The following is a 25,704-nucleotide window of genomic DNA, read 5'->3' on the forward strand; positions in this document are numbered from 1 at the left end:
GGCGTTGCGCCTCCAGTTACACTCAATCCCATTAGCATCCCGATTTGGAATCCGTCATGCCAGACTTGCGCTTTTTGATCGTTGACGACTTCTCCACCATGCGCCGCATCGTGCGCAATCTGCTCAAAGAAATCGGCCATGCCGACGCCGATGAGGCAGAGGACGGCGTGGTGGCCCTGCACAAGCTGCGCAATGGCAAGTTCGACTTCGTCGTCTCCGACATCAACATGCCCAATATGAACGGCTTCGAGCTGCTGACGCAGATCAAGTCCGACGACAAGCTCAAGCACCTCCCGGTGCTGATGGTCACCGCTGAAGCGCGCAAAGAAGACATCATTGCCGCCGCCCAAGGGGGGGCGGCGGGCTACATCGTCAAGCCCTTTACCAAGGCCACGCTGGAAGAAAAGCTGGCCAATATTTTCAAAAAAATGGGCTGGTGAGCGTGCTGGTTCGATACACGATAGAAGGCTAAGGGCAGGGACATGAATGCAAGCACGCACGAACAATCCACAGAAATGTTTCAGCGACTCGGGCGCATCACGCGCCAGTTGCACGACGCCCTGAACCAACTGGGCTACACCCCGGCGCTCAAGGGCGCCGTCGATGAGTTGCCCGACGCCCGCAGCCGCTTGCAATACATTGCCCGCCTGACCGGCGATGCGGCCGAAAAGGTGCTCAATCGGGTCGATGAGGCCAAGGCCGAACAAGACGCCGTGCGCCAGCACAGCCAGCAACTGCTCGACACCATCGGGGCCGTGCCGGGCCTCAAGTGGGCCATGCCCGAGTTGCTGGAATGGTCGCAAAAAATCCAGCACAGCACCGAGCGCACCGACACGCACCTGACCGAGATCATGCTGGCGCAAGATTTCCACGACCTCACCGGCCAGGTGATCAAGAAAGTGGTGACGTTGGCGGCCACCATCGAAGCGCAGTTGGTGCAGCTGCTGCTCGAGTCGGCCGTACATGCCCATCCAAACGCGCAGCCCGCAGGGCCCGCAGGCGCGGCACCGCAGTCTGTTGCGCCCGCACCCCTTGCACCCACTGCGCGCCGCGAGGATGAGGCCCTTTCAGGCCCGGTGGTCAACCCCGAGGGGCGCACCGACGTCGTCACCGATCAAGCGCAAGTGGACGACTTGCTCGCCAGCCTCGGGTTTTAAGAACAAGGCGGCGTAGCGGGCCCTAATCGGGCTTTAGAAAACCGGCGCACGCCAGACAATGCGGTCAACCCAGCGTTGACCGCCCATGGAATCCTCCCAAGATAAAAACCTACCCGCCACCCCGCGCCGCCTGCAAAAGGCGCGCGAAGATGGACAGGTGCCGCGCGCCAAGGATTTGAGCAATCTGGTGGTGGTGGCGGGCGGTTTGGTGCTGTTGTGGTTCAGCGCCGCTTGGGCCTTTGAGCGCGTGAGTCAAATCATGCGCATCAGCTATGGTTTTAACGCCGAGATGCTGCGCCACCCCGAAGTCATGCTCGAAGTGCTGGCGCGCGCTGTGGTCGAAGGCCTGTGGTTTTACTTGCCCCTGGCGTTGGTGGTGGCCGTGCTGGCCGTGCTCTCGCTGCTGGCGGCGGGCTCCTTTGCCTGGAGCTTCAAGCCCATCACACCCACGCTGTCTGACATCGGCCTCATCAGCGGCTTCAAGCGGGTGTTTTCGATGCAGCAGATGTTCGAGCTGCTCAAGCTGATTGGGGTCTCGGCCTTGTTGGCGCTGGTGGGTTGGTGGTTCGTGAGCAGCCATCTGCCAGCCTTTGGCTCGCTGCTGTTGCGCCCGCTGGAAAGCTCGATCGTGCAATTGGGGCAGTGGTTCATGCTGGGCGTGGGCGGTCTGCTGCTGGTGCTGCTGCTGGTGGCGCTGATCGACGTGCCGCTGCAGCAGTACCTGCACCGGCGCAACCTCAAGATGTCGCACCAGGAGGTGGTCGAGGAGCACAAAGAAACCGAGGGCAACCCGTGGCTGCGGGCCAAGCGCTTGCAGCGCCAGCGCGAACTGGCACAGGGCAGCAGCGTGGGCAGCGTGCCCTCGGCCGATTTGGTGCTGATGAACCCGACCCACTACGCGGTGGCGCTCAAATACGACGAAAAAACCATGGCTGCGCCCTACGTGATCGCCAAGGGGGCGGACCTGATCGCGCTGCGCATCCGCGACATGGCCAAAATGCACCAGATTCCGGTGCTCCAGTCGCCCATGCTGGCGCGCGCCCTCTACGCCCACACCGAAATCAACCAGCAGGTGCCGGCGCCGCTGTTCACAGCGGTGGCTCAGGTGCTGGCCTATGTGTACCGCCTGCGCGCCGCGCTGCGCGGGCAAGGCCCGATGCCGGGCCAGCCGCCAGAGCCCGAGGTGCCGCCCGAACTCGACCCGCACCATGACCTAGCCGTCGCCCCGGTGCCAGCCTAAGCCCGCCGACCCGATGCCGCAGCGCCCATGAACGCCTTTTTACAAACCGCCCAAAACCTGTTGCGCACGCGCAGCGGTATTGGCGCCACGATTGCGGTGCCCATCTTGGTGCTGCTGCTGTTGGCGATGCTGGTGCTGCCGCTGCCGCCGTGGCTGCTGGACCTGCTCTTTACCCTCAACATCGCCATCGCGCTGATGGTGATGATGGTGGCCGCCTACATGCGGCGGGCGATGGACTTCATCGTCTTTCCCACCGTGTTGCTGCTCACCACCCTGATGCGCTTGGCGCTCAACGTGGCCTCGACCCGCGTGGTGCTGATGGAAGGGCACCAAGGCACCGGCGCCGCCGGCAACGTGATCGAGGCCTTTGGCACCTTTGTGGTGGGTGGCAACTTCGCCGTCGGGGTGATCGTGTTCCTGATTTTGGTGGTGATCAACTTCGTGGTGGTCACCAAGGGGGCCGAGCGCATCGCCGAAGTCGGGGCGCGCTTCACGCTCGACGCCATGCCGGGCAAGCAGATGGCGATCGACGCCGACCTCAACGCCGGCGTCATCGACGACAAAGAGGCCAAGCAACGGCGCGCCGAAGTGGCCGAAGAAGCCGACTTTTTTGGCAACATGGACGGTGCCGCCAAGTTCGTGCGCGGCGACGCCATCGCCGGCATCCTGATCTTGCTCATCACCATGATCGGCGGTTTTGCGATCGGCATGCTGCAGCACGACATGAGCGCGGGCGACGCCTCGGCCACCTACGTCACACTGGCCATTGGCGATGCGCTGGCGGCCCAGATTCCGGCGCTGCTGATCTCGGTCGCGGCCGCGATGGTGGTCTCGCGCGTGGGCAAAGAAGAAGATTTGGGCCAGCAGATCGTGGGCCAGGTGTTCGATTCGCCCAAGGTGTTGGGCGTCACCGCGCTGGTGATGTTTTTGCTGGGCATCATCCCCGGCATGCCGAACGTGGTGTTTCTGGGTTTTGCCTTTTTGCTTGGCGGCATGGCGTTCTGGATCGGGTGGCAACAGCGCCAGAAAGAGGCGGCCAAGCTGCAGGCGCAGCAGCTTGCCAACACCCCGGTTTCGACCGACGGCGAAGCCTCGTGGAGCGATATGCAGCCCGTCGATCTGCTCGGGCTGGAACTGGGCTACCGCCTGATTCCGCTGGTGGACAAAACGCGCCAAGGCGATTTGCTCACCCGCATCAAGGGCGTGCGCAAAAAGTTTGCCCAAGATGTGGGCTTCTTGCCGCCGCCGGTGCACGTGCGCGACAACCTCGAGCTGCGCCCGAGCAGCTACCGCATCGCCTTGCGCGGCGTGGTGGTGGGCGAGGGCGAGGTGTTTCCGGGCCAGTTTCTGGCCATCAACCCAGGTCATATCCGCACCCCGCTCATCGGCACCCCGACCACCGATCCGGCCTTTGGCCTGCCGGCGCACTGGATCGAGGAGCGGCAAAAAGAAAACGCCCAAATGGCCGGCTACACCGTGGTGGACTCGGAAACCGTGCTGGCCACCCACTTGTCGCACCTGATGCTGGTGCATGCGGCCAAGCTGCTCAGCCGCACCGAGGTGCAGGAGTTGGTGGCGCACGTGGCCAAGCTGGCGCCCAAGCTGATCGAGGAGGTGGTGCCGGCCATGGTGCCGATCGGCGTGTTTCACAAGGTGTTGCAACTGCTGCTGGAAGAGTCGGTGCACATCCGCGACATCCGCACCATCGTCGAGGTGCTGGCCGAGCACGCCGGCCAGACGCAAGATGCGGCCGAACTGGCGCGCCGCATCCGGCAGGCGCTGGCACCGGCCATCGTGCAGCAAATCTACGGCCCCGTGAGCGAACTGGAAGTGATCGCCATCGAGCCCGGGCTGGAGCGGCTGCTGACGCAGGCCCTGAGCGGGCAGGGCGCACTCGACCCCGGCGTGGCCGAGATGCTCACCCAGTCGGCGGCCAAGGTCGCGAACCGGCAGGAGGAAAAAGGCATCCCGGCCTGCCTGCTGGTGCCCGACTCCATCCGCAGCGCCATGGCGCGCCTGCTCAAGCGCGCCGCGCCGCGTCTGCAGGTGCTGGCGCACAGCGAAATTCCTGATACCCATTTGATCCGCATCGGCCCAATACTCGGAGAGCCCGCATGAACGCCCAACGCTTTATTGCCCCCAATTCGCGCGAAGCCATGGCGCTGGCCAAGGCCACCTTTGGCGACAGCGCCGTGATTTTGTCGAGCCGCTCCGTCGAGCAAGGGTTTGAGGTGGTGGCCACCAGCGAGGCCGACCTGGGGCAGTTGCGCACCCAGGTCGCGGCGGCGCCCAACCCAACGCAACGGCCCAGCGAACGGGTGCAACGCGCCAACCTGCAACAACGCGCCGAGAACCAGTTGCCGCGCCAATCGGCGGGCAGCAGCGTGGCGCAAGACACCGAAGCCATGGCCATGAGCACCCTGTCGTTCCAGGACTACGTGCGCGAGCGCATGCTGCGCAAACGCCGCGAAGTTCTGCAGGCGCCGCAGGCCGCTGACATGCCGCAACGCGAACCGGCGCCCCAAGAGCCGCTGCGCGCCCAAGGCGGGGTGCCGGCACGCAGCGCCGCGCCCGCGCGCGACGGCTCGCGGCTGCAGCCAGAGGAATTCGACGTGCGCTTGCGTTTTGCCCAGACCCCCCAGGAGCCGCCCAGGCCCAAAGCGCGCCCAGCCCCAGCCCCCGCACAGCCCGAGCCCAGCGTGGCCGCGGCAGCCACCCCAGCTGCGGCAGCGCGCCTGACCGAGCAGATCGACAAACTCCAAGCCATGATGGAGGAGCGGCTCAGCACCTTGGCTTGGCTCGGGCAGGCCAAACAAAACCCGATCGAGGCCGGGCTGCTGCTCAAACTCATCCGTTGCGGCTACTCGCCCACCGTGGCACGCGCCGTGATGGAGCGTCTGCCCGAGAGCTACGCCCCCGCCGAGGCCTTTCGCTGGACGCAAGAGGTGCTGGCGCGCAACCTGCGCACCCACCGCGAGGCCGGCCACCTCTGTGACGAAGGCGGGGTGTTTGCCCTCGTGGGGGCCACCGGGGTGGGCAAAACCACCACCGCGGCCAAGCTGGCGGCGCAATGCGTGCAGGCCTATGGATCGAGCAGCATTGGCCTGATCACACTCGACAGCTACCGCGTGGCCGGTTACGAGCAGCTGCGCTCCTATGCGCGCATGCTGGGCGTGGTGGCGCACCTGGCGCACGACCGCGCCGCGCTGCAAGATTTGCTGGAGCTGCTGGCCAACAAACGCATGGTGATCATCGACACCGCAGGCTTGGGCCAAAAAGACCCGCGCATTGCCGAAATGATGGAGCTGCTGGCGGCGCCGAGCATCAAAAAACTGCTGGTGCTCAACGCCGGCGCGCATGGCGACACCCTCGAAGAGGTGGTGCATGCCTACCAGGGGCCCAGCCTGCACGGCGTGGTGTTGTCCAAGCTCGACGAGGCCGCCAAGCTCGGCCCGGCGCTCGACACCCTAATCCGGCACCAGCTGGTGCTGCGTGGCCTGAGCACCGGCCAGCGCGTGCCCGAAGACTGGCAGCGCCCCGACGCCCCCACGCTGGTGCGGCTCTCGATGGCCACCAGCGGCAAATCGGCCTTTGATCCGCAGTCGGCCGAGTTGCCCCTGTACTTTGCCGAATCGGGTCAAGAGCGGGTGGCCTTGGATGGGCGTCATGCGTGAGTTGGGCTTCGACCAAGCCGCCGGCCTGGCGGCCCTGGGCTTGCGGCCACCCAGGCGCTTGCTGCCGGTGGTGCAAAGCCCCGACCGCGCGCTCACCGAGGCGCTGCTGACGCAGCTCGAGTGCGGCTTGCACGGGCTCGGCCTGAGCGTGCTGCGCTTCGAGGGTTTGCCCGCTGCGGGTGGGCCGCTTGCGCTCAGCGGCGCAGGGCTGGGCGATTGGGACGAGTTGCTGCCACCCTCTGGGGTGCTGCTCTGGCAGGCCCCGCTGGAGGCGTGGGCGGTGCTGTTGGCCGACAGCCAGGCGCGCCCCCTGGTGGTGCTCAACCCCACTCCAGCCAGTTTGGTGTACGCCTACAACGCGCTTAAGGTGCTGTGGCAGGTGGCGGCCTTGCGGCCCTTGGTGCTGTGGCTGCCCGATGCCGAAGCGGCCTCTGGCGGGTCAAGGCCTTGGGCCCCAGGCAGTGAGCCCGCCCAGGTGCAGACGCTGCGCCAGCAGGCGTGGTTGCGTCTGGGCCTGCGGCCGACGGTGTGGCCGCTCGGGTATGATCGTCAGCGGGGTGTCTTGCACCCAGCGGCCGATGAGTCCTGTGCGCAACGGGTTCTGGAAACGGCGTTGGTGCTGCAAGATAGCGTGAGACATCCCCATGTTCATTCCATATCAAACGATTTTTTCGCGCTTTCAGCTGATCAGACCAGCGGAGTTCCTGATGTACACCGCCAAAGGTACGCTTGACCGCGATGCCCAACTCCAACGATACAGCCCCCTGGTGGTCCGCTTGGCGCATCATCTGATGGCCCGGCTGCCCGCCAGCGTCCAAATCGACGACCTGATCCAAGTCGGCATGATCGGCCTCAATGAAGCCTTGTCGCGCTTCGAGCCCACGCAGGGGGTGCAGTTCGAGACCTTTGCCAGCCAGCGCATACGCGGGGCCATGCTCGATGAGCTGCGCGACGGCGACTGGCTCTCGCGCAGCTCGCGCAAGCAGCAAAAAGACATCGAGGCGGCGGTGCAGCGGCTGGAGCAGCGGCTGCAGCGGGTGCCGCGCGAATCCGAAATCGCGCACGAGCTGGGCTTGTCGCTTGCCGAGTACCAAGAGAGCCTGACGCGGGTGCGCGGCACCCAACTGGTGTACCTCGAAGACCTGGCCGGTGCCGGTGAGGACGACCAGTTTTTAGACCGTTACCTGCCCGCCGACGACAGCGCCAACCCACAAACCATGCTGAGCGACCAGCGCATGCGCACGGCGCTGATCGAGGGCATCAACAAGCTGCCCGAGCGCGAGCAATACGTGATGAGCATGTACTACGAGCACGACATGAACCTCAAAGAGATTGCGGCCGTGCTGGGGGTGACCGAATCGCGCGTGAGCCAGTTGCACAGCCAATCGATTGCCCGGCTGCGGGCGCGGCTGCGCGAACACTAAAGCCTGGGGTCGGTGCGGTGCCTTGCGCCGCCGGGGTCTAGGCTTTGAGGTAGCCGCCGCCGTTGCCGCTGGCGAGCGGGCCAGAAAATGGGTTGGCGCGGCCAGCCAAGCGGCTGTAGGCCTTGACGTGGTCGGCCGGGAACAGGGCGTCGAGCGCGCGCTGCGTGCGCGCCGACAGCTTGCTATTGAGTGCCAGCAGGGCTTGCAACTCGTGAGCCACTTGCTGCAGCAGCGCCGCCGTTGCGGGGGGCATGGGGCCGCTTAGCGCAGCCGCTTGCAAAGTGGGGAGGTTGCGTTCTAACGCACGGGACAGATCGGCCACGAGGCCGATGAAGGGCTCGGCGTCATCGCGCCCGATCGATTCGAGGCCGCTTTGGTGGGCGGCCGCAATGGCTGCATGCAAACCCAGCAGCGCCTGCTGTGCGGCCTGCCAAGGCGGCGGCACGGCGGCGGCAGCGCTCATCGGCCCGGCTGGACGGGCTGCTCGTTGCGCGGGGCGGCAGCCGCCACACTCAGCATGTCGCGCGCGCTGGCGATCAGGCGGTCAGCGATGGCTTCGGCATTGACCGAAAACGAACCGTTTTGAATGGCGCTGCGCATGGCCTGCACTTTTTCGGCATTGAACACATCGGTGCCCGAGCGCGCGACGTTGTTGGTCATGCTTTGCGTCACCGGCGACAGCCGAACCTCGACGCTGGCTGGGGCGTCTGGGGCGGCTGTGCTGGTGGCAGCCTGCGCAGGCACGGCCGCACGCTCCAGCGACCGCGACTGGGCGAGGGAGGCAGGGGTGACGGGCTTGTCGGAAAGGCTGTTGATGTTCATGACACGCTCCAAACCCCACTTGAGTGGGGCGGTTGAGAGCTTTATCGGCCAAAGATGGGCAGACTTTAACCCTATTTTGGCTTTTTGGGTGTCTTTTTTAAGTCACATCCGGACTTCAACCGTTTGCCCGTCGCGCACCACGCCGCTGACCACTTTGCGGTTCGGCAGGCGCACCCGCACCGTTTGCCCGAGTATGCCGTGTTGCAGCGCCGTGCCTGCAGCATACAGGCTAAAGCCCGGTCCCTGCATAGCCAGGCGCACCTGGGTGCCTGAGGCAAACACCTGCGGTGCGCGCACCATGCCCGGGCGCAGCACCTGGCCGGGTTGCAGGGTTTGGCTGGCTGCCAAGCCCAGCCATTGCGCGGACTGCGTCAGGGGCAGGGCCGTGCTGGCGGCCCAATCGGACTCGATGGGCTCCACGTCTTCCGGGCGCAGCGGCGTGCCAGCGGCTACCGGCTGGCGCAGCGCCCAAGACGGGCCCCACACGCGCACCTGAATTGGCAGAAACACGCTCCACGCCACCGGGCCTTGGGTGCAGCGCAGCCCAATGCGGGTGCGCCCCCAGAGTCGGGTGCCCGCGGGCAGAAACGGTTCCACACGCTGGCACGGGGCCAGCCGCAAGCGGCTGTCGAAACGCCCCACCTCCACCTCGGGGCGCAGCGGCAGGCTGGGGTCGAGCTGGGCCAGCAGTTGCTGGTTGATCCATTGTTCGGTTTGTTGCGACCACTGCGCTGGCCCGCTGACGCTGCCTGCAGCGCTGAAGCCACTGGCCGCTAGGCCCAACACCCACGGCAACGCCCACCGCAGCCAGCCCCGGGTGGGCAAGGCCGGTCGGGTGGGGATTGAGCGGGGTGGTGACATGGGGCAAGGAGAGGTTGCGCCAACTGTAGTCAGTCGCCGGATCGGCTAAAGCGGAATAAGCGCGGCCTTGGTTCAGTTATTCCGCGCTTGGATTGGGCTCAAGTTTTCCACAATCGCTGCATCGGGGGCCATTGGTTTCGTGCCCCCGGCCCTTCCACACCAGGAGCGCAGCGTGTTCGAGCACCTGACCCGTCGCATGGAGTTTTTCTCCGACGTCTTGCAACTGCGGGCGCACCGCCAGCAGGTGCTGGCCAGCAACATCGCCAACGCCGACACGCCCGGCTTCGTGGCGCGCGACTTCGACTTTAAGCAGGCGTTGGGCAATGTGCAGGCGCGCGGGTCGGAGCTGCGCGCCGGCGCCATGCCGGTGCTTGGGGGGGGCGATGCGCGCCATTTGCGCACCAGTGCCGCCTTGGGCGATGTGGCCGACCGCAACCGCGTGCAGTACAGCGTGCAGACCCAGCCCAGCCTAGACGGCAACAGCGTCGACATGGACCAGCAGCGCGCCAACTTCATGCACAACGCGGTGCAGTACGAATCGACCCTGCGTTTCATCAACGGCCATGTGCGCACCATGCTCAGCGCCATCCAGGGTCAGTGAAGGAGCAACCTCATGTCGATGTTCACCATTTTCAATGTCTCGGGCAGCGCCATCAGCGCCCAGGCGCAGCGCCTCAACGCCGTGGCCAGCAACTTGGCCAACGCCGACGCCGTGGCCGGCCCCGACGGACAGGCCTTTCGCGCGCGCCAGGTGGTGTTTCAGACCGTGCCCATGGGCAACAACCCGGCCTCGGCCGGGGTGCGGGTGCAAAACATCATCGAGAGCGATGCGCCCAACCGGCGCGTTTTCAACCCGCAACACCCGAGCGCCGACGGCGAAGGCTATGTGACGCACTCCAACGTGAACCCGGTGGAGGAGATGGTCAACATGATCTCGGCCTCGCGCGCCTACCAAAACAACGTCGAGGTGATGAACACCGCCCGCACCCTGTTGCTGCGCACGCTGCAAATGGGCCAATGAACGACCCCTTTTTGGAGCCCTCCCCATGTTCATGACACCGCTCAACCGCAGCCAGATCGACGCCTACAACGCCAGCGGCGGCGCCCAAGCGCAGGCCACCGATCCGCAGGCCGCGCAAGACCGTTTTCTCAAGCTCTTTTTGGCCCAGTTGAGCAACCAGGACCCGCTCAACCCAATGGACAACGCGCAGATGACGACCCAGATGGCGCAGATCAACACCGTCACCGGCATCCAGCAGCTCAACCAGACCGTCAACAACCTGGCCGAGCAGTTTCACATGGCGCAAGGGGTGCAGTCGGCGGCGCTGGTCGGGCGCCAGGTGGTGGCACAGGGCAATGCGCTGGCCGTCAGCAACGGGGTGGCGCAGGGCAGTTTCAGCTTGCCGCAGGCGGTCGATCAGGTGCGCGTCGATGTGCTGGGGCGGGCCGGCGAGGTGCTGGGCAGCGTCGAGTTGGGGGCGCGCGGGGCGGGTATGCAGCATTTCGAATGGCCGCTGGGCAGCATCGATCCGGCGCGCGTGGGGAGCATGCAAGTCCAAGCCAGCAGCGCCGGGCAGGCGGTGACCGCGCTGCCTCTGGCGCGCCAGCGCATCGATTCGGTCGGTGTGGTCGATGGGGCCCTGCGGCTGCGCAGCGCCGACGGCAGCACCATGACCCAAAAGCAGATTTTGGCCTTTCTTTGAGGCCGCATCCCTCTCAATCAGGAGCATTCCATGAGTTTTCAGACTGGCCTGTCGGGCCTCAACGCATCGTCGCGCAATCTGGAGGTGATCGGGCACAACATTGCCAACGCCAACACCACCGGCATGAAGGCCTCGCGGGTCGAGTTTTCCGAGGTCTTTGCCTCATCGCTGGGTGCGGCGGGAGGCGACAACGCCGGCATTGGGGTGCAGGTGGCCACGGTGGCGCAGCTCTTTACCCAGGGCAACCTGAAGATCACCGGCAACCAGCTCGATCTGGCCATCAACGGCAGCGGGTTTTTCCAGGTCGCCGCACCCGACGGCTCCACCCTCTACACCCGCAACGGCGAGTTCAAACTCGACCGCGATGGCTTCATCGTCACCAACAACGGCTCGCGCTTGCAGGGCTTCCCGACCGACGAAGCGGGGCGGCGCACCAGCGTGGTGACCGCCGATCTGAGCTTGCCCACCGGAGCCGCCATTGCCCCACGCCGCACCGGCAGCAACCCAGACGTGGCCATGCAAGGCTTGTTCCTGAGCGCCAACCTCGACGCCCGGGCCGCGCCGCAGGTGGTGTCGCCGGCCACCAGCGCCAGTTTTCCCTTGAGCGAGGGCCAAAAAACCTTTGGCACCGCCGCCAATGTGTTTGATTCGCAAGGCAACCCCATCGCCTTGCAGATGTACTTTGTGCGCTTGCCGGCCGCCAACACGTGGCAGGTCGTGGCCAGCGCCGACAACGGGGTCTCGGGCATGTCGCTGGGCAACGTGGTGTTCGATGCCGCCGGGCAGGTTTCCAGTGCCGCGCTGGCGCCGGTCAGAATCACTGCCGGTTCACCGCCCACTTCCCCTGCCCCGCCCCCGCCCCCGTCTGTGTTTACCGGCAACGCATCGTTTCCGAGCGATGGCACATTCAGCTTTGGGCTGCGTTTGGGTGACCCTACGGCCGGTTTTACCCTGACCCAGTTCGGCAGCAAGTTTGGCGTCTTCGATTTGAGCCAAGACGGCTACAGCTCGGGCGAGCTGACCTCGATCGACATCGGCGAAAACGGCGTCATTTTGGCGCGCTACTCCAACGGGGTCTCGATCGCCGAGGGCCAGGTGGCGCTGGGCAACTTTCGCAACCTGCAGGGCCTGCAGCCGATCAACGGCGGCTATTGGTCCGAGACCATCGCCTCGGGTGCGGTGGTGCTGGGCGGGCCGTTGGAGGGTCGCTTGGGGCTGATTCGCCAAAGCTCGCTCGAAGAATCGAACGTCGATCTGACGCAGGAATTGGTCAACATGATCGTGGCGCAGCGCTCCTACCAGGCCAACGCGCAGACCATTCGCACCCAAGATCAGATGATGCAGACGCTGGTCAACTTGCGCTGATGAGCGCATAAACCGCCGCCTGAACCAGGAGCACCCCCATGGACCGCATGATCTACCTCGCGCTCTCGGGCGCCAATGCGGCCATGCACCGCAAGCAGGCGCTCACGCACAACCTGGCCAACGTGAGCACGAATGGCTTTCGGGCCGAGCTGTCCACCTTTCGCGCGGTGCCCTTGCGCGGCGAAGGGGCCAGCACGCGCGCCTTTGCGCTGGAGGCCACCGCCGGCCACCTCGACACGCCGGGCACCATGAACCAGACTGGGCGCAACCTCGATGTGGCCGCCGTTGGGCGCGCCTTCTTTGCCGTGCAAGCGCTCGATGGCACCGAGGCCTACACCCGCGCCGGCGCCTTGCAGGTGTCGGCGCAGGGGCAGTTGGTGGGCGTCAACGGCCTGCCCATGCTCGACGACGGCGCCGCCCCGATCGCCGTGCCCGCCAACGCCCAGGTGATGATCGCCAGCGACGGCAGCGTGAGCGCGCGCGTGGGCAACGAGCCGCCGCAAGCCATCGGGCGCTTGAAGCTGGTCACCCCCGACGACGCCGCGCAGCGGCTGGTGCGCGGCAACGACGGCCTGTTTCGCAGCGCCAACGGCGCCCCCCTAGCGGTCGACCCGACCGCCACCTTGGCCGACGGCACGCTGGAGGGTTCCAACGTGAACCCGATCGAGGCCATGGTCGGCATGATCAGCGTGGCGCGCCAGTACGAGCTGCAACTGCGCATGCTGCAAAACGCCGAACGCAACGACCAAGCCGCCACCCGCCTGCTGAGCCTGCAAGGCTAACCCCCCCCATTTGCCACCGAGAGGTCCATCATGATCAACTCCTTGCACATTGCCAGCACCGGCATGCGCGCCCAGCAAACCCAGCTCGACGTGATTTCGCACAACCTGGCCAACGTCTCGACCACCGGCTTCAAGCGCAGCACCGCCTTGTTCGAAGACCTGATCTACCAAAACCTGCGCCAAGCCGGCGGCCAGACTGCCGAGCAGTCCGAGCTGCCCACCGGCTTGCAGCTCGGGCTCGGGGTGCGCACCGTGGCCACCGCGCGCACCTACACCCAGGGCGCCCTGCAGCAGAGCAACAACCAGCTCGATGTGGCCATCAACGGCGACGGCTTTTTCCAGGTCGAAATGCCCGACGGCAGCACCGCCTACTCCCGCGACGGTAGCTTCAAAATTGCCCCCGATGGGCGCTTGGTCACCAACAGCGGCATGCCGGTGCTGGGCGGCGTGACCATTCCGGCCGACACGCGCAGCATCACCATCGGCACCGATGGCACGGTTTCGGTGCTGGTGGGCAACAACCCGCAGCCGCAGCAGGCCGGCACCATCACGCTGGCCACCTTCATCAACCCGGCCGGGCTGGAGCCGCGCGGGCAAAACCTGTTCACCGAGACCGCCGCCTCGGGCGAGGCCGCCGTCGGGGCGCCGGGCAGCGAAGGGCGTGGCCCGGTGATGCAAGGCTTTTTGGAGGGCTCCAACGTGAACGTGGTGCAAGAGCTGGTGGCCATGATCCAGACCCAGCGCGCCTTCGAGCTCAATTCGCGCGCCGTGCAAACCTCGGACCAGATGCTGCAGCGGCTGGCGCAGATTTGATCTTTTTGCACAGCGATTTTTTGGGGCACAGAAAATGAAACCCTCTCACACCCGCTGGGCATTGTCTGCCATGCTGGGGCTGGCGGCCTTGTGGCTGAGCGGCTGCACCGCCCTGTCGCAAATCCCCGAGGTCGATTTGGTGCCGGCCCCGCGCACGCTCGACATTGCACCGGCGCCGCCGGCCGCCGCCGCACCGCTCAACGGCAGCCTGTTTAACGCCGCCACTTTTCGCCCCGGCTTTGAAGACCACCGCGCCCGCTTGGTCGGCGATGTGCTCAACATCCAGATCAGCGAGCGCCTGAGCGCCACCCAAGAGTCTGCGACCACGGTCAACCGCAACTCTGAAATCGGCGCCAGCGTCAGCGCCCTGCCTTTCACCGGCGCGCGCATGCTGGGGCGGCTGGAAACCGGGGCCCAAACCGAAAACACTTTTGACGGCGACGGCAGCACCGAGGCCAGCAACACCTTCGCCGGCAGCATCGTGGCGGTGGTGACGCAGGTGCTGCCCAACGGGCACCTGATCGTGGTCGGGGAAAAACAAATCGGGGTGAATCAAAACGTGGACGTGCTGCAGTTTTCGGGCACGGTCGACCCGCGCACCATCCGGCCCGGCAACACGGTGCAATCGACCCAGGTCGCCAACGTGCGCGTGCTCTCGCGCGGGCGCGGGGCACAGGCCGATGCGCACACATTTGGCTGGCTTTCGCGCTTCTTTTTAACGCTTATGCCGTTCTAAAGTTTCCCACAATCGAACCGAAGGCCTGCACCGATGGCCGCACCTTACCGCTTCGGAGTTTGCATGATGTTTCGCCCCCGCCCCGCCCTCGCATCTGGCCCATCCGGCTGGGCGGCGCTTTGGGTCGTGTGCCTAGCGCTCTGGCTGGCCGCGGCCGCGCCCTTGCAAGCCAGCACCCGCATCAAAGATGTGGCGGTGGTGCAAGGGGTGCGCAGCAACCCGCTCACCGGCTATGGGCTGGTGGTGGGCCTAGATGGCACCGGCGACCAGGCCGCGCAGATGCCCTTTACCGCTCAGTCACTGCGCAACTACCTCGAGCAACACGGCCTGAGCCTGCCGCCAGGGGCCAACTTCCAGCCGCGCAATGTGGCGGCGGTGCTGGTGACGGCGCAACTGCCGGCCTTTGCCCAGCCTGGGCAGGCCATCGATATCACGGTTTCGTCGGTGGGCAATGCGCGCTCGCTGCGCGGCGGCACCCTCATCACCACCCCGCTGCGCGGGGTCGATGGCCAGATTTACGCGCTCGCCCAGGGTAACTTGCTGGTCGGTGGGGCGGGTGCGGGGGCGGCTGGAACGCAAGTCGTGATCAACCACCTCGGTGTGGGGCGCATTCCAAACGGCGGCCAGGTCGAGCGCGCCGTGGCCACCCCGTTTTTGCTCGGGTCAACCATCGACCTCAACCTCAACGCGGCCGATTTTCAGACCGCGCGCCGGGTCGCGCAGTCGATCAACCAGGCCAAAGGCGAGGGCACGGCGCAGGCACTCGATGGCCGCTTGGTGCGCTTGCGCGCGCCCGCCGACCCCCATGCGCGGGTGGCCTTCATGGCCGACATCGAAGACTTGCCGCTGCAGCTCGCACCCCCAATGGCCCGGGTGGTGATCAACTCGCGCACCGGCTCGGTGGTCATGAACCAGACCGTCACGCTGGCGCCGGCGGCGGTGGCACACGGCAACCTGACCGTGACCATCCGCGTCACGCCCCAAGTGGCCATGCCAGCGCCTTTTTCTCCGCCGGGTACGCGGCCGGTGGTGGTGGAGCAGGCCGAAGTGCAGATCGGGCAAGAGGGTGGGGCGCTCATTCAAATGCCCGCCAGCACCCAGCTAAGCGAAGTGGTGCGCGCCCTCAACGCCATGGGCGCTACGCCGATGGATTTGGTCTCGATCCTGCAAGCCTTGCGTGCCGCCGGCTCCTTGCGTGCCGAGCTGGAGGTGATCTGAATGACCCCCACCACCAGCCTGAGCCTGCCGGCCGCCTCGGCCATGCCGCTGGCGCTGCAGCGCGGGCTGGCGGTCGATTCCACCTCGCTTGATCAGCTCAACCACCTCGCGGGCCGCGACAGCCGCGCCGCCGTGCGCGAAACCGCGCGCCAGTTCGAGGCCCTGTTCATGCGCGAGCTGCTCAAGAGCATGCGCGAAGCCACCGACAGCAGCGGCCTGATGGGCGACGAATCGGCCGGCTTGGGCACCCAAATGCTCGACGAACAATGGGCGCTCAAGATGACCGGGCTGCCACGCGGTCTGGGTGAAATGATCGAGCGCCAGTTGCTGCTGCAAACCCAGCCCGGCGCAGCGGGCGCAGCGGCGGGTGCGGCGCCCGCAGCTGCGCTGGCCTTGCCCCCCGCTTCGGCTGCGGTGCGCGGCCCGGTGGCCCAGCCCAGCGCAACCCAAGCCGCCTTTGTCTCGCAGCACCGCCAGGTGGCGCAGCAGGTCGAGCGCGAGAGCGGCATTCCGGCCAGCTTCATGATCGGCAAGGCCGCGCACGAAACCGGCTGGGGCCGCAGCCCGATCCGCAACGCCGATGGCTCTGACAGCTTCAACCTCTTTGGCATCAAAGCCACATCAGGTTGGCGCGGCCGCGTGACCGAGATCACCACCACCGAATACGTCAACGGCGCGCCGCAGCGCATGGTGCAGCGCTTTCGCGCCTACGACAGCCCGCTCGAGGCCTTTCGCGACTACGCCCGCCTGATCGGGCGCAGCCCGCGCTACGCCGAAGTGATGCAAAACCTGCACTCGCCACGCGCCTTTGCGCAAGAGGTGCAACAGGCCGGCTTCGCCACCGATCCGCGCTACGCCGAAAAGCTCGAGCGCATGATCAACGCCACGGTCAACGTCAAACGGGCCTTGGGCTAAGCCGCCATGGGATTCAACGTCGGCGTCACGGCGCTCAGAGCCAATATGGCGGCCCTGCAGGTGGTCGGGCACAACATCGCCAATGTCAACACGCCCGGCTTTTCGCGCCAGCACGTCGATTTGCAGCAGGTGCCGGGGCAAAAATTTGGTACGGGATATTTTGGCAAGGGTGTGCAGGTGGCGTCGGTCGATCGCGCCTTCAACCAATTTCTGACCCGCGAAGCCAACCTCAGCGCCGCCGCCGCCGAATCGGCCAACATTCGCTTCCAGCGGCTGCAAACGCTGGAGCAGTTGTTCCCCATGGGCGAGGCGGGCGTCGGGCACCAGCTCAACGGCTTTTTAAATGCCTGGGCCGACACCGTGGCCTCGCCCACCAACCAGACCGCGCGCTCCGTGGTGCTGTCGCGCGCCGAGGAATTTAGCAACCGGCTCAACCAGACCGCCAGCCAGCTCGAAGAGCTGCGCGCCACCACGCGGGTGCAGATCGAGGCCGGTATCGAGCAGGCCAACCGGCTCGGGGCCAGCATCGCGCAGCTCAACCAGCGCATCGTCGATGCCTACGCCGGTGGCACCGCACCCAACGATCTGCTCGACCAGCGCGACCGGCTGGTGGCCGACCTGAACAAAATCGTCCAGGTCAACACGCTAGAGGCCGACGACCGCTCGCTCACGGTGTTCGTGGGCGGCAGCGTGCCCTTGGTGCTGGGGGTGCGCGCCACGCCCTTGGTGGGCTCGGAGTCGGTCAGTGCCGAAGGGCGCTACACCATAGGCTTTGGCAGCGCCGGGGCCATCATCAACGAAGACCTGCTGGCCGGTGGGCAACTGCGCGGTGTGCTGGCTTTCTACAACGACGACGTGGCCGCCGTGGCCACCCAGCTCGGGCGCTTGGCGCTCTCGACCCTGGAGCTGACGAACCGCCAACACCGGGCCGGCTTGGACCTCAATGGCAACCAAGGCGTCGATTTTTTCCGCGCCTTGCCAGCCTCTTACTTTACGGCCTCGGTGTCGGTGGTGAGTGGTTCGGTGGCGCCACCGGGGGTGAGCTGGAGCATCGACAGCGCAGCCGCCGCGCCCGCCAGCTTTCAAGCCTCCGACTACCGAATTTCATTCACCGCAGCTGGCACTGGGTCGATCACCCGCGTCAGCGACGGCCACAGCGTGGCTTTCACCCCCCCCGCCACCGACCTCACGCTGGACGGCTTGCGCTTTGCAGGATTGAACACCGGCGCGCCCAATACCGAGGTGCTGGTGCGGCCGTTTCGCGGTGCCGCTGCAGCGATGGCCGTGAACCTGAGCGCGCCCTCTCAATTGGCCTTGGCCAGCCCGGTGGTGGTGGCTGCCACGGCGGGCAACTCGGGCAATGTGCAGGTCGAAGCGCTGCATCGGCCGGCTGGGCAGAGCCCGCCCTTCACCTTGCCCGCCACGATCGCCTTCGTGGCAGGTGGCTACACCCTCAACGGCGGTGCGGTGCAGCCTTTTGTGTCGGGGCAGCCGATTGTGGCCAACGGTTTTAGCCTCACCTTGCGCGGCTCGCCGGCTGTGGGCGACAGCTTCACCGTGAGCGACGCCGCCGGGCTAGATATGCGCCAAAATGCGGGCAATGCGCAAGCCCTGCTGGCCCTGCGCGACCTCGACGCGCTCGACGGCTACACCCTGTCGGATGGCTACATTCCGGTTTTCGCATCGGTCTCGAGCAGCATTCAGGTGGCCCAGGCCGAATCCGATTTCGCCACCCGCGTGGCCGCGCAAGCCGAGGCCGTGCGCGCCAACCAGTCTGGCGTCAACCTAGACGAAGAAGCCGCCCGCCTGATGCAGTTTCAGCAAGCCTACCAGGCTTCGGCGCGCTACCTGCAAAGCATCCAGTCGATTTTTGAAACCTTGCTGGCCACCTTCGGCCGCTAAGGAGCCACGCCATGAGCCTGATCCGCGTCGCCACCGCACACAGCTACGAAGCCACCATGGCGCGCATCACCCAGCGCGGTGCCGAAATCAACGACCTGCAAGAAAAGCTGGCCGCCGGCAAACGCGTGCTGCGCGCCAGCGACGACCCGGTGGCGGCCACCTTGGCCGAGCGCGAAAGCAACCGCTTGCTGCGCACCGAAGCCGATCTGCGGGCGCTCGAGCGCTCGCGCGCCAACCTGCAATTGGCTGAAGGTGCCGTGGGTCAGATGAGCGATTTGTTGGGGCGCTTTGGCGAACTGCTGGTGCAAGGCGGCAACAGCACCCTGCTGCCCAGTGATCGGCGCAGCATCACACTGGAAATGCGCGGCCTGCGCGAGCAAGTGCTCAACCTGGCCAACACCCAAGACGCCGATGGCAACGCCCTGCTGGGCGGTTTGGGCGTGACGCACCCCAACGGGCGCCCGTTCCAAGAAACCGGCCCACCCGCTGCCGTGCTGTCGCACCTGTTGCCCGGCCAGGCGGCGGCCACCGAAGTGGGCTTGCCCAACCGCGTCGATGGCGATTTTGCGCTGCGCAACCTCGCTTCGGTGGATCCGGCAGTGGTGGGCAGCACCGACCTGTTTGCCGTCATGCAGCGCGCCATCGATGCACTCGAAAGCCCCATCTTGAGCGTGGGTGACCGCACGCAGGCGCTCGCCCACGCCAACGCCGACCTGCAAACCGGCCAAGACCGGCTGCTGCTGGTGCGCGGGCGCTTGGGCGAGCTGCTCAACCGCGCCGACAGCCTCGGCAGCTTGCTGCAAGACCGCTCGGTGGCCGGCCAGCAGGCGCTCTCGGAGCTCACCGACCTCGACATGGTGCGCGCCATTTCCGAATTTCAAAACCGCCAGCTCGGCCTGCAAGCGGCGTTGCAGTCGTATGGGCAGGTGCAGCGGTTGTCGTTGTTTCAGTTTATTGCCTGAAAACTTTCTGAAGAAATAAAAATAAATTAAAATTTCCTCAGAAAAGGTTTGTGCCATGTCTGCAAATGCCAACGCTCCCGCCCAGACCGTCAACGCGGCAGCCGTGCTGTCCAAGGCGGTCGCCCGCGCTGCGGAGCACCTCGACGTTTCGCGCGCCCTGCTGGCCAGGGTGCTCGGGCTCAGCCCATCGACGGTTACGCGGCTCTATGCCGGCCAGTACCAGCTTGAGCCACAGCGCAAAGAGTGGGAGTTCGCCCTGTTGTTCGTGCGCTTGTTTCGCTCGCTCGACTCCATCGTCGGCGAGCAGGGCAGCGCGCGCGCCTGGCTGGGCAGCCACAACATCGGGCTCAACGGTTGCCCGCTTGAGCTCATCCGCAGCACAGAAGGGCTGGTTCGTGTCGTGCACTACCTGGACGCCTCACGCGCTCGCGTCTGAGGCCCGCGCTTGGGCAGCGTCAGCCTGGCGCATGGTCGAAGCCCAGCACGTGGCCTCGACCATGAAGATCGTCGATGACGCGGCCGAGCAGGATGTGCTGGAAGCCTTGCTCGAAAGCAGCAAGCCGCCTCTGCCGCGCGGCACCGACCACCTGGACTATTTGCTGGCCACACCGTTTCGCTACGACCCCTTGCGTGGCGGCTCTCGCTTCAGGGCGAGCACCGATCCCGGGGTGTACTACGGTGCCGGTAGTGTGCGCACGGCGTGCGCAGAACTGGGCTACTGGCGTTGGAAATTTCTCCATGACGCCGTTGATCTGAAGCGCATCGAGCCCGTGGCGCACACCGCCTTTAGGGTCGAACTCGCCACCCCAGTGGTCGATCTGCGCGAGCCGCCCTTTGCCATCGACCACCGCGCCTGGATGCACCCATCTGACTACAGCAGCACGCAATCGATTGCTGGCGTTGCACGGCAAGCCCACATTGGGGGCATACTCTACCACTCGGTCCGCGACCCAGAGCCGGGGTGGTGCGTCGCGGTGCTGGACCCTGCAGCATTTGCCTCGCCCAAGCCCGACCCCATCATGCAGACCTGGTGGCTGGCGGTGCAGCAACACGCCGTTGTGTGGCGGCGCGACAACGAGCGGCTGGTGTTGGATGCCGGGTTTTGGCGGGCCTGAGCCCAGCAACGACAACGCCCGCGCAAGGCGCAAAAAAAGCCGGGAGGCTTGCACCCCCCGGCTCTGGGTCTGGAAGTGCCAGCGCCACACCCCCGAAGGGGCCCAGCGCTTACACCCAGAGCGGCATCACATATCCATGCCGCCCATACCACCCATGCCGCCCATGCCGCCGCCCGGCATTGCTGGGGCGTCGTCTTTGGGGGCCTCGGCCACCATGGCTTCGGTGGTGAGCATCAGCGAGGCCACCGAGGCGGCGTTTTGCAGCGCCATGCGCGTCACCTTGGTCGGGTCCAGAATGCCCATCTCGATCATGTCGCCGTAGCTGTCGTTGGCGGCGTTGAAGCCGTAGTTGCCCTTGCCGGCCAGCACCGCATTCACCACCACGCTCGGCTCGCCACCGGCGTTGGACACGATGATGCGAATCGGCTCTTCGACCGCGCGCAGCACGATCTTGATGCCGGCTTCTTGGTCGGCGTTGTCGCCCTTGATCGAGCTGATGGCCTGGCGCGCACGCAGCAGCGCCACGCCGCCGCCGGCCACGATGCCTTCTTCCACAGCCGCACGGGTCGCGTGCAGCGCGTCTTCGACGCGGGCTTTCTTCTCTTTCATCTCGACTTCGGTGGCTGCGCCGACCTTGATCACCGCCACGCCACCGGCCAGCTTGGCCACGCGCTCTTGCAGCTTCTCTTTGTCGTAGTCCGAGGTGGCTTCCTCGATCTGGATGCGGATTTGCTTGACACGCGCCTGGATGTCGTCTTCGGAGCCGGCACCGTCGATGATGATGGTGTTTTCCTTGGCCACTTCGATGCGCTTGGCTTGGCCCAGATCGGCCAACGTGACCTTCTCCAGCGTCAGGCCCACTTCTTCGGCGATCACTTTGCCACCGGTCAGGATGGCGATGTCTTCCAGCATGGCTTTGCGGCGGTCGCCAAAGCCCGGGGCTTTCACCGCCACCACTTTCAGGATGCCGCGGATGGTGTTGACCACCAGCGTGGCCAGCGCCTCGCCTTCCACGTCTTCGGCCACGATCAGCAGCGGACGGCCGGCCTTGGCCACCGCTTCGAGCGTCGGCAGCAGGTCGCGGATGTTGCTGATTTTCTTGTCAAACAGCAGCACGAACGGGTTGTCGAGCAGGGCCGCTTGTTTTTCGGGGTTGTTGATGAAGTAGGGCGACAGGTAGCCGCGGTCAAACTGCATGCCTTCGACGATGTCGAGCTCGTTGTCCAGGCTCTTGCCGTCTTCAACCGTGATCACGCCTTCTTTGCCCACTTTGTCCATGGCTTTGGCGATGATGTCGCCAATGCTGGCGTCGGCGTTGGCCGAAATCGCACCCACTTGCGCCACTTCCTTGCTGGTGGTGGTGGGCTTGGAGGAGCGTTTCAGCTCTTCGACCAGGGCGGTCACGGCGCGGTCGATGCCACGCTTGAGGTCCATCGGGTTCATGCCCGCGGCCACGTACTTCATGCCTTCGCGCACGATGGCTTGGGCCAGCACGGTGGCGGTGGTGGTGCCGTCACCGGCGTTGTCGCTGGTCTTGGAAGCGACTTCCTTGACCATCTGCGCGCCCATGTTTTGCAGCTTGTCTTTGAGCTCGATCTCTTTGGCCACCGACACGCCGTCTTTGGTCACGGTGGGGGCGCCGAAGCTGCGCTCGAGCACCACGTTGCGGCCTTTGGGGCCCAGCGTCACTTTCACGGCGTTGGCCAGGATGTTCACACCCTCGACCATGCGAGCGCGGGCTTCGCCGCCGAAAACTACGTCTTTTGCTGCCATTTTTAAAATTCCTAAGGGAGATGGGATACGAATCGAAGCGGATGCGGGCGCTGGATCAGCGCGCCACGACGGCGAACAGGTCGTCTTCTTTCATGACCAGCAGCTCGTCGCCATCGATCTTGACGGTCTGGCCGCTGTACTTGCCAAACAGCACGCGGTCACCGACTTGCACGCTCAGGGCTTTGGTTTCGCCCTTGTCGTTCGTCTTGCCCGGGCCGACGGCCAGCACTTCACCCTGGTCAGGCTTTTCGGCGGCGTTGTCGGGGATCACGATGCCCGAAGCGGTTTTGGTTTCCTGTTCCAAGCGCTTGACGATCACGCGATCGGCGAGGGGACGAAGTTTCATGGGTTCTCCTGTGAAAAAAACGGTGGGTTGCTACAACGTGGGGCAGCCAGCGCTTGCTAGCACTCAACCCCAACGAGTGCTAATGATAAGGGCGCAGCGGCCGCTTTTCAAGGGGGGAGGGTGCGAAATGTGTGGGCGGCGTGTGCCTCGGCCAGCAATTGCTTCCAGTCGCTGGGCGGATGGCCGCTTTCAAGCATCTTGCGAAACACCCGGTAGACGTCGTCACTGCTCTCGTAGGCGCGCTTGGTGTCCTCGTCGTTGACCCAAGCGAGCACGATCGCCTTGGCTGTTGCGTGGTAGCGGAAGAACAGCCGGTGCTGCTGAAAAAACTTGGCCCGCAACCAGTGCTTGTGGTCGTCGCCAAGGGTGTTGCCTTGCCGGTACTCTGGTCGTGTCGGATCTTGCGGGATCACGTCGAACGCCAGCCTAGTGACCGCCGCCAGTCGCTTGGCGGCGTTTTTATTCATGTACCCGACCGGGTCCTTCTGCTTCAAGGCTTCAACCTGCTGAGCCAGCACTTCCAACTGGGCAAGGAACAGCGGGTGGGCAAAAACCGTCCAGCCGTGTACGACCAGTGCGGCAGGTTTGCCCGCGCTCATTCATCGTCTGCCGACAGGGCCGCGTCAAGATCGACTTTGATGCCGCCAGTCAGCCACTGGAGGCGCTGCACGAAACCGGCATCAATGGCCTGCAGGCGCTCGGGATGGTTGGCGATGTCGCGGGCCAACAAGCCAAGGAAAGATCCCAGCACCGGGTCGTCTTCCTGTGCGGGCTCGGCGCGCGACAGCACGACCTCGCCGCCGGGGCGTATGGTGTAGTGGATTTTGTCGCGCTTGCCCAGACGAAGGGCGCGGCGCACGGTTTCCGGCACCGTGGTCTGGTAGCGGTCGGTCAGGGTGGATTCGACTTCAAGGGTGGCCGCCATGGTGCTCTCCGGTCAAAAGGGGGGGGTGGATGCCTTGCATGGTAATGCAATCCCATTGCTCGGTCAATGCGGCACCTCGCGCCACAGCCCAACCAAGCGCTCGCTGGGCCAGCCGGTTAGGCGCTGCAGCAGCGCCCAGTCGAAACCGGGGCCGGGGTCGGCCTTGCGGCCGGGGGCGATGTGCTCGTGCCCGGCCACGTGCTCCAGCGGGTAGCGCGCCGCCAGCTCGTGGCACAGCGCGGCCAGGGTGTGGTACTGCTCCGCTTCGAAAGGGCCGCCCTCCAGCCCTTCGAGCTCGATGCCGATCGAGTAATCGTTGCAATTGGGCTGGCCCTGCCACTGCGAGGCCCCGGCGTGCCAAGCGCGGCGCTCGCAATCTACAAACTGCAGCAGCTCGCCGCCGCGGCGGATGAAGTAGTGCGCCGACACCTGCAGCCCGCGGATGGACTGAAAGTAGGGGTGCGCGTCCCAATCGAGCGTGCCGGCAAACAACTGCTCCACCTGCGCCCCGCCATACTGCCCCGGCGGCAGGCTGATGGAGTGCAGCACCAGCAGCGTGATGCGCGCCCCCGGTGGGCGCGGGCCGTGGTGCGGGCTGGGGCAGTGGCGGGGGGTGGGCATGGGCGCTAGTGTGGCGCAAAATGCGCTTGAACGGTGCCGGTGCCGCGGTTCATCATTTCTTCCATTGCCAAGCCAAGATGATGACTGTAAACACCATGCCCTTGCGCGCAGACTACCCTTTACTTGACTTCTTCACGTAGTTGCGGAGCAGGTACTCGTCGAACATAGGAACCGTGAAGGCAATGTCACCGTGGGACGGGCTATAGATCATTCCTTTTCTGATGATCTGTGCACGCCGTGGACCCAGGCTTTGGTGGGTCTCATTGAGTGCGGCCGCAACGTCTGATGACCTATACGGACCGGCGCCAAGTTTAGCCATCGCGATAACGTACTCTCGTTCCTTCAGAGTTAGCCGATCAAAGCGAACCTTAAAGAAGCCATCGTCCAGTCGCCTCGTGGCTTCACCTGCAGCCTTGGATGCGTCTTCTAGCCCAATGCCTGGTCCAGCGGCGATGTTCCAGCACTGATAGCCCCACTCCTGCAAAAAGTAGGGATAGCCTTTGGTCCTTGCTAGGATCTCATCGAGCGCCTCGCCATCAATGCGCTCTCCCTCACCTTCGATCGGTTGCCTGATGGCTGTCTTCGCATCCGCCTCCTCAAGAGCGCCAACGGCAGGGTAGTGAAAGAGCCGCTCCGCGTAGGATTTCGCATCGCCTGAAAGCGCTGCAACCTGCGGCAGACCAGCACCAAAGAACAGAACTGGCAGGTCCTTCTGGTTGACCTTGTGCAGCGCAACGATTAACGCTGCCAAGTCCTCGGAGCGGAGGTATTGCACTTCGTCAATCAGGAGCGTCCAGGCCTTGCCCGCGGCCTTCGCTGCCTCGCCTACCCGAACGAACAATTCAGGGAGGTCGGCCTCCATGTCGCCGCTATCGGCTACTCCCACTTCCGGGTCAACCGAAATGGAAGCATCACCGTACGAGAGCTTGAAGGCCGAGGCGAATGAGCGCAGAGCCCGAAGCGCCTGATGAGCTTTGGCCTTGGCCTTCTCCGATGCCGAAAGCTTGCGCAGGGCTTGGTTGATCTTCGGTGCAAGGAGTTCACTGAGCGCCCTTCCCTCCGGTGCCTCGATAGCCGATGTCACGTGCCCTGCTGCTTGGGCCATATCTTCAATTTTGTTCAGCAGCACCGTCTTGCCGACGCCACGCAAACCCAGCAACATCTGCGAACGGCTGGGCTTGCCCAGTAGAGCCCGCTGAATCGCTGTCTGTGCGTCTTGAACAATGGTGTCCCGGCCAGCCAGCTCCGGTGGTCTGCTCCCGGCGCCCGGGGCGAAAGGGTTCCTCACGGCGTCCATGATTCCTGCTCCGGTAGAAGTCTAAGCATTGACATCATAGTCTATCGCAAACA

At 65.2% G+C, this 25,704-nt stretch carries 29 protein-coding genes; 20 read left to right on the plus strand and 9 right to left on the minus strand.

The features are described 5' to 3' along the window. Nucleotides 1-56: 56 nt before the first annotated feature. The 7 genes from cheY (at nt 57) to SRAA_RS02380 (ending at nt 7,495) form a co-directional block, all read left to right on the plus strand. The gene (cheY, locus tag SRAA_RS02350; RefSeq protein WP_045530726.1) at nt 57-440 is read left to right on the plus strand and encodes a chemotaxis response regulator CheY; all 384 of its coding nucleotides are present in this window, start codon (nt 57-59) and stop codon (nt 438-440) included. A gap of 75 nt (nt 441-515) precedes the next feature. Further along, nucleotides 516-1,157, plus strand: a complete 642-nt coding sequence (locus SRAA_RS02355; RefSeq protein ID WP_231849313.1) for a protein phosphatase CheZ — start codon at nt 516-518, stop codon at nt 1,155-1,157. An 85-nt stretch (nt 1,158-1,242) separates the two neighbouring features. Then, nucleotides 1,243-2,397, plus strand: coding sequence for an EscU/YscU/HrcU family type III secretion system export apparatus switch protein (locus tag SRAA_RS02360; protein ID WP_045530728.1), 1,155 nt, complete (start codon nt 1,243-1,245; stop codon nt 2,395-2,397). A 27-nt stretch (nt 2,398-2,424) separates the two neighbouring features. Further along, nucleotides 2,425-4,515, plus strand: a complete 2,091-nt coding sequence (gene flhA, locus SRAA_RS02365) for a flagellar biosynthesis protein FlhA (protein ID WP_045530729.1) — start codon at nt 2,425-2,427, stop codon at nt 4,513-4,515. Then, complete coding sequence (gene flhF / locus SRAA_RS02370) at nt 4,512-6,071, plus strand: flagellar biosynthesis GTPase FlhF (protein ID WP_045530730.1); 1,560 nt, start codon at nt 4,512-4,514, stop codon at nt 6,069-6,071. Before flhA ends, flhF begins: the two co-directional genes overlap by 4 nt. Continuing rightward, on the plus strand, nt 6,064-6,804 hold the full coding sequence (locus tag SRAA_RS02375; protein WP_144318686.1) for a hypothetical protein: 741 nt from the start codon (nt 6,064-6,066) through the stop codon (nt 6,802-6,804). Before flhF ends, SRAA_RS02375 begins: the two co-directional genes overlap by 8 nt. Next, nucleotides 6,779-7,495: an RNA polymerase sigma factor FliA gene (locus SRAA_RS02380; RefSeq protein ID WP_045530732.1), complete on the plus strand. Its 717-nt coding sequence runs from the start codon at nt 6,779-6,781 to the stop codon at nt 7,493-7,495. The genes SRAA_RS02375 and SRAA_RS02380 overlap by 26 nt, the downstream gene beginning before the upstream one ends. Nucleotides 7,496-7,532: 37 nt before the next feature. On the opposite strand, the gene SRAA_RS02385 is transcribed toward SRAA_RS02380, so the two are convergent. The 3 genes from SRAA_RS02385 to flgA form a co-directional block, all read right to left on the minus strand. After that, nucleotides 7,533-7,958 carry a hypothetical protein gene (locus SRAA_RS02385; protein ID WP_045530733.1) on the minus strand — a complete coding sequence of 142 codons (426 nt, stop codon included), beginning with the start codon at nt 7,956-7,958 and terminating at the stop codon, nt 7,533-7,535. Beyond that, entirely contained in the window at nt 7,955-8,317 is a 363-nt protein-coding gene (gene flgM / locus SRAA_RS02390; RefSeq protein WP_045530734.1) for a flagellar biosynthesis anti-sigma factor FlgM, read from the minus strand. Before flgM ends, SRAA_RS02385 begins: the two co-directional genes overlap by 4 nt. 102 nt (nt 8,318-8,419) lie before the next feature. Then, a complete protein-coding gene (gene flgA, locus SRAA_RS02395) occupies nt 8,420-9,178 on the minus strand; it encodes a flagellar basal body P-ring formation chaperone FlgA (RefSeq protein WP_029463257.1) in 759 nt (252 codons plus the stop codon). A 196-nt stretch (nt 9,179-9,374) separates the two neighbouring features. Here flgA and flgB point away from each other — a divergent pair, with 196 nt between their 5' ends. The 13 genes from flgB (at nt 9,375) to SRAA_RS02460 (ending at nt 20,689) form a co-directional block, all read left to right on the plus strand. Further along, nucleotides 9,375-9,779, plus strand: coding sequence for a flagellar basal body rod protein FlgB (gene flgB, locus SRAA_RS02400; RefSeq protein ID WP_052369176.1), 405 nt, complete (start codon nt 9,375-9,377; stop codon nt 9,777-9,779). 12 nt (nt 9,780-9,791) lie between these two features. Further along, entirely contained in the window at nt 9,792-10,199 is a 408-nt protein-coding gene (gene flgC / locus SRAA_RS02405) for a flagellar basal body rod protein FlgC (RefSeq protein ID WP_029463255.1), read from the plus strand. A 25-nt stretch (nt 10,200-10,224) separates the two neighbouring features. Continuing rightward, nucleotides 10,225-10,881, plus strand: coding sequence for a flagellar hook assembly protein FlgD (locus tag SRAA_RS02410; RefSeq protein ID WP_045530735.1), 657 nt, complete (start codon nt 10,225-10,227; stop codon nt 10,879-10,881). Between the two features lie 30 nt (nt 10,882-10,911). Further along, nucleotides 10,912-12,246, plus strand: coding sequence for a flagellar hook protein FlgE (gene flgE / locus SRAA_RS02415; protein ID WP_045530736.1), 1,335 nt, complete (start codon nt 10,912-10,914; stop codon nt 12,244-12,246). Between the two features lie 38 nt (nt 12,247-12,284). After that, nucleotides 12,285-13,028 carry a flagellar basal body rod protein FlgF gene (locus tag SRAA_RS02420; RefSeq protein WP_045530737.1) on the plus strand — a complete coding sequence of 248 codons (744 nt, stop codon included), beginning with the start codon at nt 12,285-12,287 and terminating at the stop codon, nt 13,026-13,028. A 30-nt stretch (nt 13,029-13,058) separates the two neighbouring features. Then, a complete protein-coding gene (gene flgG, locus SRAA_RS02425) occupies nt 13,059-13,841 on the plus strand; it encodes a flagellar basal-body rod protein FlgG (protein ID WP_045530738.1) in 783 nt (260 codons plus the stop codon). 34 nt (nt 13,842-13,875) lie between these two features. Continuing rightward, entirely contained in the window at nt 13,876-14,577 is a 702-nt protein-coding gene (locus SRAA_RS02430; protein ID WP_045530739.1) for a flagellar basal body L-ring protein FlgH, read from the plus strand. A gap of 63 nt (nt 14,578-14,640) precedes the next feature. Then, complete coding sequence (locus tag SRAA_RS02435; protein WP_231849314.1) at nt 14,641-15,795, plus strand: flagellar basal body P-ring protein FlgI; 1,155 nt, start codon at nt 14,641-14,643, stop codon at nt 15,793-15,795. After that, complete coding sequence (flgJ, locus tag SRAA_RS02440) at nt 15,796-16,710, plus strand: flagellar assembly peptidoglycan hydrolase FlgJ (protein ID WP_171820212.1); 915 nt, start codon at nt 15,796-15,798, stop codon at nt 16,708-16,710. 6 nt (nt 16,711-16,716) lie between these two features. Then, nucleotides 16,717-18,612 (plus strand): flagellar hook-associated protein FlgK, encoded by a 1,896-nt coding sequence (gene flgK / locus SRAA_RS02445; RefSeq protein ID WP_045530741.1) that lies wholly within the window; start codon nt 16,717-16,719, stop codon nt 18,610-18,612. 11 nt (nt 18,613-18,623) lie between these two features. Continuing rightward, entirely contained in the window at nt 18,624-19,574 is a 951-nt protein-coding gene (locus SRAA_RS02450) for a flagellin N-terminal helical domain-containing protein (RefSeq protein ID WP_045530742.1), read from the plus strand. A 55-nt stretch (nt 19,575-19,629) separates the two neighbouring features. Beyond that, nucleotides 19,630-20,010, plus strand: a complete 381-nt coding sequence (locus SRAA_RS02455; protein WP_045530743.1) for an MbcA/ParS/Xre antitoxin family protein — start codon at nt 19,630-19,632, stop codon at nt 20,008-20,010. Between the two features lie 31 nt (nt 20,011-20,041). Continuing rightward, nucleotides 20,042-20,689: an RES family NAD+ phosphorylase gene (locus SRAA_RS02460; protein ID WP_045530744.1), complete on the plus strand. Its 648-nt coding sequence runs from the start codon at nt 20,042-20,044 to the stop codon at nt 20,687-20,689. A 126-nt stretch (nt 20,690-20,815) separates the two neighbouring features. Here SRAA_RS02460 and groL read toward each other — a convergent pair whose 3' ends face one another. The 6 genes from groL to SRAA_RS02490 form a co-directional block, all read right to left on the minus strand. Continuing rightward, nucleotides 20,816-22,462 carry a chaperonin GroEL gene (gene groL / locus SRAA_RS02465; protein WP_045530745.1) on the minus strand — a complete coding sequence of 549 codons (1,647 nt, stop codon included), beginning with the start codon at nt 22,460-22,462 and terminating at the stop codon, nt 20,816-20,818. 55 nt (nt 22,463-22,517) lie between these two features. Then, the gene (gene groES, locus SRAA_RS02470; RefSeq protein ID WP_045530746.1) at nt 22,518-22,808 is read right to left on the minus strand and encodes a co-chaperone GroES; all 291 of its coding nucleotides are present in this window, start codon (nt 22,806-22,808) and stop codon (nt 22,518-22,520) included. A gap of 107 nt (nt 22,809-22,915) precedes the next feature. Then, a complete protein-coding gene (locus SRAA_RS02475) occupies nt 22,916-23,407 on the minus strand; it encodes a type II toxin-antitoxin system YhaV family toxin (RefSeq protein WP_045530747.1) in 492 nt (163 codons plus the stop codon). After that, nucleotides 23,404-23,733 (minus strand): type II toxin-antitoxin system PrlF family antitoxin, encoded by a 330-nt coding sequence (locus tag SRAA_RS02480; protein ID WP_045530748.1) that lies wholly within the window; start codon nt 23,731-23,733, stop codon nt 23,404-23,406. Before SRAA_RS02480 ends, SRAA_RS02475 begins: the two co-directional genes overlap by 4 nt. A gap of 63 nt (nt 23,734-23,796) precedes the next feature. After that, nucleotides 23,797-24,354: a 1,6-anhydro-N-acetylmuramyl-L-alanine amidase AmpD gene (gene ampD, locus SRAA_RS02485; RefSeq protein WP_045530749.1), complete on the minus strand. Its 558-nt coding sequence runs from the start codon at nt 24,352-24,354 to the stop codon at nt 23,797-23,799. A gap of 112 nt (nt 24,355-24,466) precedes the next feature. Beyond that, nucleotides 24,467-25,651, minus strand: a complete 1,185-nt coding sequence (locus SRAA_RS02490; protein WP_045530750.1) for an ATP-binding protein — start codon at nt 25,649-25,651, stop codon at nt 24,467-24,469. Between the last annotated feature and the right edge of the window lie 53 nt (nt 25,652-25,704).

It is taken from the genome of Serpentinimonas raichei, from assembly GCF_000828895.1.
Taxonomy (GTDB): Bacteria; Pseudomonadota; Gammaproteobacteria; order Burkholderiales; family Burkholderiaceae_C; genus Serpentinimonas; species Serpentinimonas raichei.